Origin of the sequence: Microbacterium sp. B24, from assembly GCF_000333415.1 — a bacterium.
Classification (GTDB): Bacteria; Actinomycetota; Actinomycetes; order Actinomycetales; family Microbacteriaceae; genus Microbacterium.
The window spans coordinates 1-7,758 of the sequence record NZ_BADB01000059.1; the positions used below are offsets into that span (position 1 = coordinate 1).

Annotated in this window: 5 protein-coding genes, 1 other RNA gene and 1 pseudogene; 2 read left to right on the forward strand and 5 right to left on the reverse strand. The window is 69.6% G+C overall.

Features of this window, described 5'->3' with window-relative positions:
* The 5 genes and pseudogenes from I5I_RS01295 to ffs all read right to left on the reverse strand — a co-directional run.
* Nucleotides 1-859 (reverse strand): annotated as a pseudogene (locus tag I5I_RS01295) (glycoside hydrolase family 65 protein); the annotation flags it as partial.
* Nucleotides 860-888: 29 nt separating this feature from the next.
* On the reverse strand, nucleotides 889-1,629 hold the full coding sequence (locus I5I_RS01300; protein ID WP_036315470.1) for an HAD family hydrolase: 741 nt from the start codon (nucleotides 1,627-1,629) through the stop codon (nucleotides 889-891).
* A 34-nt stretch (nucleotides 1,630-1,663) separates the two neighbouring features.
* Nucleotides 1,664-2,854: an acetate/propionate family kinase gene (locus I5I_RS01305; RefSeq protein ID WP_036315461.1), complete on the reverse strand. Its 1,191-nt coding sequence runs from the start codon at nucleotides 2,852-2,854 to the stop codon at nucleotides 1,664-1,666.
* Nucleotides 2,851-5,001, reverse strand: coding sequence for a phosphate acetyltransferase (pta, locus tag I5I_RS01310; protein WP_036315462.1), 2,151 nt, complete (start codon nucleotides 4,999-5,001; stop codon nucleotides 2,851-2,853). Before pta ends, I5I_RS01305 begins: the two co-directional genes overlap by 4 nt.
* A gap of 126 nt (nucleotides 5,002-5,127) precedes the next feature.
* Nucleotides 5,128-5,224: signal recognition particle sRNA small type (ffs, locus tag I5I_RS16195), an RNA gene on the reverse strand.
* Nucleotides 5,225-5,306: 82 nt separating this feature from the next.
* Between ffs and I5I_RS01315 the strand changes: the two genes are divergently transcribed.
* The gene (locus I5I_RS01315) at nucleotides 5,307-6,287 is read left to right on the forward strand and encodes an AAA family ATPase (protein ID WP_036315465.1); all 981 of its coding nucleotides are present in this window, start codon (nucleotides 5,307-5,309) and stop codon (nucleotides 6,285-6,287) included.
* A gap of 13 nt (nucleotides 6,288-6,300) precedes the next feature.
* The coding region (locus I5I_RS17380; RefSeq protein WP_239639983.1) for an MFS transporter at nucleotides 6,301-7,758 on the forward strand (1,458 nt) is incomplete at its 3' end.

Consider the following 7,758-nt stretch of genomic DNA (forward strand, 5'->3'; position numbering starts at 1 on the left):
CGGGGACGCCCCGCGACCTGTGATAGCTGACGAGCTTCGTGACCGTCACCGGCACGCCCGCCTTCGCCTGTACGCGATAGACGTTCTTCGCGATGTCGGGTTCGATGAGCGTGCGCGAGGAGTACTCGTTCTCGGTGTCGACGATGTGGTCGGCGACGACCGCCATCGTCATCCCCGACGCGTTCACCCGGTACGACAGGGCGACGCGGTCGCCGTCCTGCCAGTACTCCTCGGGGTGCAGGACGCGGTCTTCGATCTTCTCCGCCTTGCGCGGGTCGAAGCCCTTCTTCGCAGCGCCGCCGGGCGCCGATCCACCGTAGACGTCTTGCCCGTCCTGGCGGTTGACGATCTGGCAGCTGATCGTCACCGGCGCATCGCTGTTGAGCACCGTCACGGTGACGCGCATGACGGCGAGATGACGCTCCTCGAAGGAGACCATCCGCTCGAAGTCGATCACGACGTCCTTGCCGCTGGGCGTCATCCACCGGATGTGACGCGTGAGCGTGCCCGCGCGCATGTCCAACGCGCGCTCGTACTCGCGGATGTCGGCGACGTCGAACGACAGGGGCTCATCGTCGACGTAGACGCGCATGACCTTGGCGTCCGGAGCGTTGATGATCGTCTGCCCGACCTCGGCGAAGCCGTAGGCCTGCTCGGCGTGACGGATCGGGAAGATCTCGTGGAAGCCGTTGATGAACGTGCCGTGCTCGTGGGCGTGGCGTCCCTCGGGCTGATTGCCGCGCAGGCCCAGATAGCCGTTGCCGAGCGCGAACAGCGTCTCGGTGACCCCGACGTCGTCCAGGGAGAAGCGCGTCTCCACGAGGCGCCACGGGTCGATCGGAAAACGGTCGCGATCCATCCTGTCCATCCTTTCGTCGGAAGGGCCGGTCATCGGGTGACGAAAGCCGAGAGATCGTCGACGACGAGCGTCGCGCCGAGATCGAGCAGCGCCTGCGCCCCGGCGCCGCGGTCGACGCCCACGACGAGGCCGAAGCCGGCGGCCGCCGCCGACGCGACGCCGGAGTGGGCGTCTTCGACCGCGGCGCTGCGGGCGGGATCGACGCCGAGCATGCGGGCACCGGCCGCGAACATGTCGGGGGCGGGCTTGGAGCGCAGCCCCTCTCGCGCCGAGACCACCCCATCGACGACGACGGGGAAGAACTCACGGATGCCGGCGATCGTCAGCACCTCTTCGGCGTTCTTCGAGCTCGACACGACGCCGATCGGAGTCCCCGCGGCGCGCAGCTGCTCGATCAGCGCGAGAGAGCCCGGATACGGGGCGATGCCGTCGGTGCGCAGCACGCGGGCGAACACCTCGTTCTTGCGGTTGCCGATGCCGCAGACCGTGTCGGCGGTGATCGGGTCGGACGGGTCCCCCCACGGCACTTCCACGTCGCGCGAGCGCAGGAGGCTCGCGACGCCGTCGTAGCGCTGCTTTCCGTCGAGATAGCGGAAGTAGTCGTCCTCCGTGTACGGCGGCTCGATCCCCCACGAGGTGAACAGCTCGGTGAACATCGACTGCCACGCGTGCATGTGCACGTCGGCCGTCGGCGTCAGCACGCCGTCCAGGTCGAAGAGCACGCCGTCGAGTGCGCGCAGGTCAGGAAGCTCGGGAAGCTCGGCTGTCACGGGTTCAGCGTAGTGGCCCGGTGCGCCGTGCACGTCACGAAGCGACGACCGCGAGGGTCTGCCGCGCGATCTCCAGCTCCTCGTTGGTGGGAACGACGAGCACGGTGACGGCGGAGTCGTCGGTGGAGATGGTGCGGATGCCGCGTTCGCGGGCCTCGTTGCGCGTCGGATCGATGCGGATGCCGAGGAATCCCAGCGTCGCCATCGCCTCCGCCCGCACGAGAGGGGAGTTCTCCCCCACCCCGGCGGTGAACGAGATGACATCCACGCCGCCGAGCTGTGCGATGTAGGCGCCGATATAGGCACGCAGTCGGTGGATGTAGACGTCGAAGGCGAGCATGGCCGCCCCCGCACCCTCGGCGCGGCGCTCCTCGATGTCACGCATGTCCGACACGCCGGCCAGCCCCAGCACACCGCTGCGCTTGTTGAGGAACTCGTCCAGCTCCCCGGGGCTCATGTCCTCGCGACGGGCGAGCACGAGCAGCACCGAGGGGTCGAGGTCGCCGGAGCGAGTGCCCATGACCAGGCCTTCCAGGGGGGTGAGGCCCATTGAGGTGTCGACGGAGTGCCCACCGTCGATCGCGGTGATGGAGGCGCCGTTGCCCAGGTGCAGCACGAGCTGCTTGAGCTCTCGCAGAGGCCGCTCCACATACGCCGCGGCGGCCTCGCTGACGAACTTGTGACTGGTGCCGTGGAAGCCGTAGCGGCGGATGCGGTGCTTGCGCGCGATCGTCTGGTCGATCGCATAGGTGTACGCCGCCGGCGGGAGCGTCTGGTGGAAGGCCGTGTCGAACACGGCGACGTGCGGCAGGGCAGGGAACGCGGCGCGCGCGGCGCGGACGCCCTGCAGCGCCCCGGGGTTGTGCAGGGGGGCGAGCACCGACAGCTCGTCGATGTTGATCTCGACCAGATCGTCGATCAGCGTCGGGCGGAAGAAGCGGGCGCCGCCCTGGACGACGCGGTGCCCCACCGCCGACGGCGGGGTCTCGACCAGCGACGGACCGTACTCCTCGAACGCGTCGAGCATCACGCGGAAGCCGGCGGTGTGGTCGGGGATCGGCAGTTCGCGCGAGTGATCGGCATCCCCCACCTTGTGGCGGGCCGAGCCGGTCTCCTGACCGATGCGCTCGACGAGACCCGACGCCAGCGCCGTCTGGGACTCGACGTCGACGAGCTGATACTTGAACGACGAGGAGCCGCTGTTGATGACGAGGACGACGGTCATGCGTTGTTTCCCTGCTGCTGGTTCTGCGCCTGGATCGCGGTGATGGCGATCGTGTTGACGATGTCTTCGACCAGCGCGCCGCGCGACAGGTCGTTGATGGGCTTGTTGAGTCCCTGGAGCACCGGCCCCATGGCGATCGCACCCGCCGAGCGCTGCACCGCCTTGTACGTGTTGTTTCCGGTGTTGAGGTCGGGGAAGACGAACACGGTCGCCCGTCCCGCGACGGCGGAGTCGGGCATCTTCGCCTTGGCGACGGCAGCGTCGGCCGCGGCGTCGTACTGGATCGGGCCTTCGACCAGCAGCTGGGGGGCGCGCTCGCGGACGAACGCCGTGGCCTCGCGGACCTTGTCGACGTCCTCCCCCGACCCGGACTCGCCGGTGGAGTACGACAGCATCGCGATGCGCGGCTCGATGCCGAACTGACGTGCCGTGGCGGCCGACGAGATGGCGATGTCCGACAGCTGCGCGGCGGTCGGGTCGGGGATCACGGCGCAGTCACCGTAGACGAGCACGCGGTCGGCGAGCGCCATGAGGAACACACTGGAGACGACTGAGACGCCCGGGCGCGTCTTGATGATCTCGAACGCGGGTCGGATGGTGTGCGCCGTCGTGTGGGCGGCACCCGACACCATGCCGTCGGCCAGCCCCAGGTGCACCATCATCGTGCCGAAGTACGACACGTCGGTGATGGTGTCGGCCGCCTTCTCGTACGTGATGCCCTTGTGCTTGCGCAGCTCGGCGTACTCCTCGGCGAAGCGGTGCACGATCTGCGGGTCGAACGGGCTCAGCACCTGCGCGGCGCTCAGGTCGAGGCCGAGCTCCACCGCGCGACCACGCACCTCCGCCTCGTCGCCGAGGATCGTCAGGTCGGCGATGCCACGGGCGAGCACGGTGGCCGCCGCCCTCAGCACGCGGTCGTCGCCGCCTTCCGGCAGCACGATGCGCTTACGGCCGGTGCGGGCGCGCTCCAGGAGCTGGTACTCGAACATCAGCGGCGTCACGACGGTGGAGTGGGCGAGCCCGAGGGCACGCGTGAACTCGTCGGTGTCGACGTGCTGCTCGAACAGGGCCAGCGCCGTGTCGTAGCGGCGCTGCGAGCCGGCGGCGAGGCGGCCGCGGGTGCTCATGACCCGGACGGCGGTGTCGTACGTGTCCAGGTCGGTCTGGATGATCGGAAGCGGCGAGTCCAGGCCCACCATGAGGTCCTGCACGGCCGGTGGCAGCGGGAACGGACCATTGAGGATGATGCCCGCGATCGAGGGGAAGGTGCCCGACGAGTTCGCCAGCAGCAGTCCGAGCAGCACCTCGGTGCGATCGGCCGGCACGATGACGATGGCACCCTCGGTGAGGCGCGGGAGGATGTTGTTGAGCGACATACCCGCGACGACCACGTCCAGCACTTCGCGCACGAGCAGCGCCTCGTCACCACGAAGAAGCGTGCCGCCGAGGGCGAGCATGATGTCGCGGACGGCCGGGGCGACGAGGAACACGTCTTCGGGGATGGACCACACCGCGACCTCGGCCTCACGATTGCCGTCGACCGCGGGCACGCCGCGCACGACGTCGCCGATCGCCGCGTTGATCTCGTCGAGGTGCGCGGGGTCGGCGCGGTTGGTGATGACCGCGAACAGCTCGGCGCGCTGGTGCGTGATGTCGGTGAGGGCGAGTTCGGTGAGCTGCGCCAGCTGCTGCGGCGTGCGCGGAACGCTCACCCCGAGGCGGTCGCCCTGGTCTGCCCGACCGTTGAGCACGACCAGCACGGGAGCGCCGAGGTTCGCCGCGATGCGGGCGTTGTAGCCGAGCTCGCTGGTCGAGCCGACGTCCGTGAAGTCACTGCCGACCACGACGACCGCGTCGCACTTCGCCTCGACGGCCTTGAACCGCTCGACGATGCGCGAGAGCGCGGCATCCGGGTCTCGTCGCACGTCGTCGTAGGTGACGCCCACGGCCTCCTCGTAGTCGAGGTCGACGCCGATGTGATCGAGGAGCATCTCGAGCACGTAGTCGCGTTCGTCGATCGAACGGGCGATGGCCCGGAACACGCCCACACGGGGAGTGGAACGGGTCAGTGCGTCGAGCACTCCGAGGACGATGGTCGATTTGCCGGACAGCCCCTCGGTGGAGGTGATGTAGATGCTCTGCGCCACGGGTTCCAGCCTAGGTGGGGGGCGCTGCGGCCCGGCAGGGATCTGCCGGAGAAAACCTTCCGGCGGGACGGAAGCCGCGCCGTGTCGGGGCCGCGCGACGAGCCGGGCACCGGAGATTCCGGGCAAAAGAAAGACTCTCCGCGAACCCGGCAGAGCCTGGTTACCCTTGCTACGTTTCCGTCCTGGGGGAGTTGGCCTGGGTGCCGCCTCGCGGAGAGCTGTATGCGAGTTTACCCGACGACCGGCCCATGCCTCGCCAGCCGGGTTAGCATCGAGCAAGCACCGCCGCTGAGACAGGGAGACGCATGCCCGACCACCCGCTCACCGCCGAATCGTTCGCTCGCGCGGCCGAGGCCATCGAATCCTCGATCACGCGCGTCATCGACGGCAAACCGGATGCCGTGCGCGCCGCGCTCGTCTGCCTCCTCGCCGAAGGACACCTCCTCATCGAGGATGTGCCCGGTGTCGGTAAGACGATGCTGGCGCGGGCGCTCGCGGCATCCGTCGACGCGAGCGTGCGTCGCATCCAGTTCACGCCCGACCTCCTCCCCGGCGACGTGACGGGCGTGAGTGTCTACAACCCCGTCGATCGCGAGTTCGAGTTCAAGCCGGGTGCCGTCTTCGCGCAGATCGTCATCGCCGACGAGATCAACCGGGCCTCACCGAAGACGCAGTCGGCTCTTCTGGAGGCGATGGAGGAGCATCAGGTCACCGTCGACGGCACCAGCCACCCGCTCGCCGACCCGTTCCTCGTCGTCGCGACGCAGAACCCGCTCGAGATGGAGGGCACGTATGCCCTGCCCGAGGCGCAGCGCGACCGCTTCATGATGCGCATCTCCATGGGCTACCCCGATGCCGAGAGCGAAGTCCTGATGCTGCGTCAGCGCGAGCGCATCAACCCTCTCGACGCGCTCACTCCCGTGCTCGGCGCCGGCGACGTCAGGGACCTCATCGCCTGGGTGCGCGGTGTGCACGTCTCCCCCGCCGTCGAAGAGTACGCCGTCGGGCTGTCGCGGGCGACACGCGAGCACCCCGACCTGCGCCTCGGGGCGAGCCCCCGTGCGACCTTGCAGCTCGTGCGCGCCGCCAAGGTGCGCGCGGCGCTGGACGGACGCGAGTTCGTCATTCCGGATGACGTGGCGGCGCTCGTCGAGCCGGTGTTCGCTCATCGACTGATCGCGTCGCGTGGCACCGCGTCGGCTCGAGGCCGCTCCAGCACGGAGACGATCGGCGCCGTGCTGAGCGCGATCGTCGGCGCGGTGCGCGTGCCGCTCGCGACCCGCTGATCGAGAGCGCCCGATGCCCCGCTGGCCCCTGCTGTCTCGCCTGCCGCTGACCCTGCGCGGCCTGGGCGCACTGGTGCTCGCCGCGGCGTGCGGCATGCTGGCCCAGCGCTTCGGCATCGCGGAGCTCGCCTACGTGGGCGCGCTGTTGGCGGCAGCCGTGGTCGTCAGCGCCGCCACCCTGTATCTGCTCCCGAGCTCCGCGCGGGTGACCCGCGCCTTCTCCCCCGACGTCGCCGCCGCCGGCAGCGAGGTGCGGGTGCGCCTCACCGTCGAGATCCGTTCCTCTCTGCCCACCAGCGAGGCGCGGTGGCGTGACGCCGTGCCCGACGGCGTGGTCGCGGCATCCACGGCCGGCGCCGCGCCGGACGGCGTGCTGCCGCCGACCGGGTCGGCGATCGCCGGCCCGTCGCAGGTCGAGGTCGACTACGCCGTGCGCGCCGAGCGCCGTGGACTTCGCCGCGTGGGGCCCTTGGCACTCGTGACGACCGATCCGTTCGGCTTCACACGGCGGCGCCGGACGGTCGGCGACACCTCGCCGCTGGTGATCGTGCCCGAGATCGTCGATCTCGACGAGCTGCACGACCTCCCCGGCGACGCCGGGGGCAGCACCCGCAGCGTGACGGATCGGATGGGTCAGGGCGCCGACAACCTGATCCCGCGCACGTATGCACCCGGCGACTCGATGCGACGCATCCACTGGCGTGCCAGCGCTCATCGCGACGAGCTGATGGTGCGTCAGGAGGAGCAGGAGACGACCCCCGAAGCCGTCGTCTTGCTCGATCGCGGCGCGGGCGCCAAGGGCGTCGCCTTCGTGCTCACGGGCCTCACGGTCGCCAACGTCGTCGGTGTGCCGTTCGGCACCTTCCTCGGCCAGCGCTTCGGGTGGCGGATCGCATTCCTCGTCGTCGCCCTCATCTTCGCCCTCGCCGCAGTGATGATCGCGCTGACCGTGCCGGCCCATGCGGGCGATCCCGGACGGACGCTCCGCGCGGAGCTGCGCGCGCTGCGGATCGGCCAGGTATGGCTGACCCTGGGGGTCGGTGCGGTCGGGTTCGGCGGGTTCTTCGCGGCCTACAGCTACGTCGCGTCGATCGTCACCGATGTCGCGGGAGCTCCCGCCGCGGTGGTGCCGGTGATCCTCATCGTCATGGGTATCGGCATGACGATCGGAAATCTCGTCGGCGGCCACCTTGCCGATCGCGACCTCAAACGCACGATGCTGGCGGGCCTCGGCGCTCTCATCGTGGTGCAGGCGCTCCTCGCCCTCACTGCGGGTGCGCTGATCGCGCTCGGGCTGTTCATCTTCTTGGTCGGCTTCGTGTCGTCGGTGTTGAGCCCGTCGATTCAGACACGGCTGATGGACGTCGCGGGCGACAACCAGTCCATCGCCGCGGCGCTGAACCACTCCGCGCTGAACATCGGCAACGCCACCGGGGCGTTCCTCGGTGGCGTCGTGATCGCGGCCGGCTCG

Excerpts from the sequence above, each read along its gene's own strand:
- I5I_RS01315 (WP_036315465.1), top strand. The coding sequence starts at position 5,307 with ATGCCCGACCACCCGCTCACCGCCGAATCGTTCGCTCGCGCGGCCGAG.
- I5I_RS01305 (WP_036315461.1), bottom strand. The coding sequence starts at position 2,854 with ATGACCGTCGTCCTCGTCATCAACAGCGGCTCCTCGTCGTTCAAGTAT.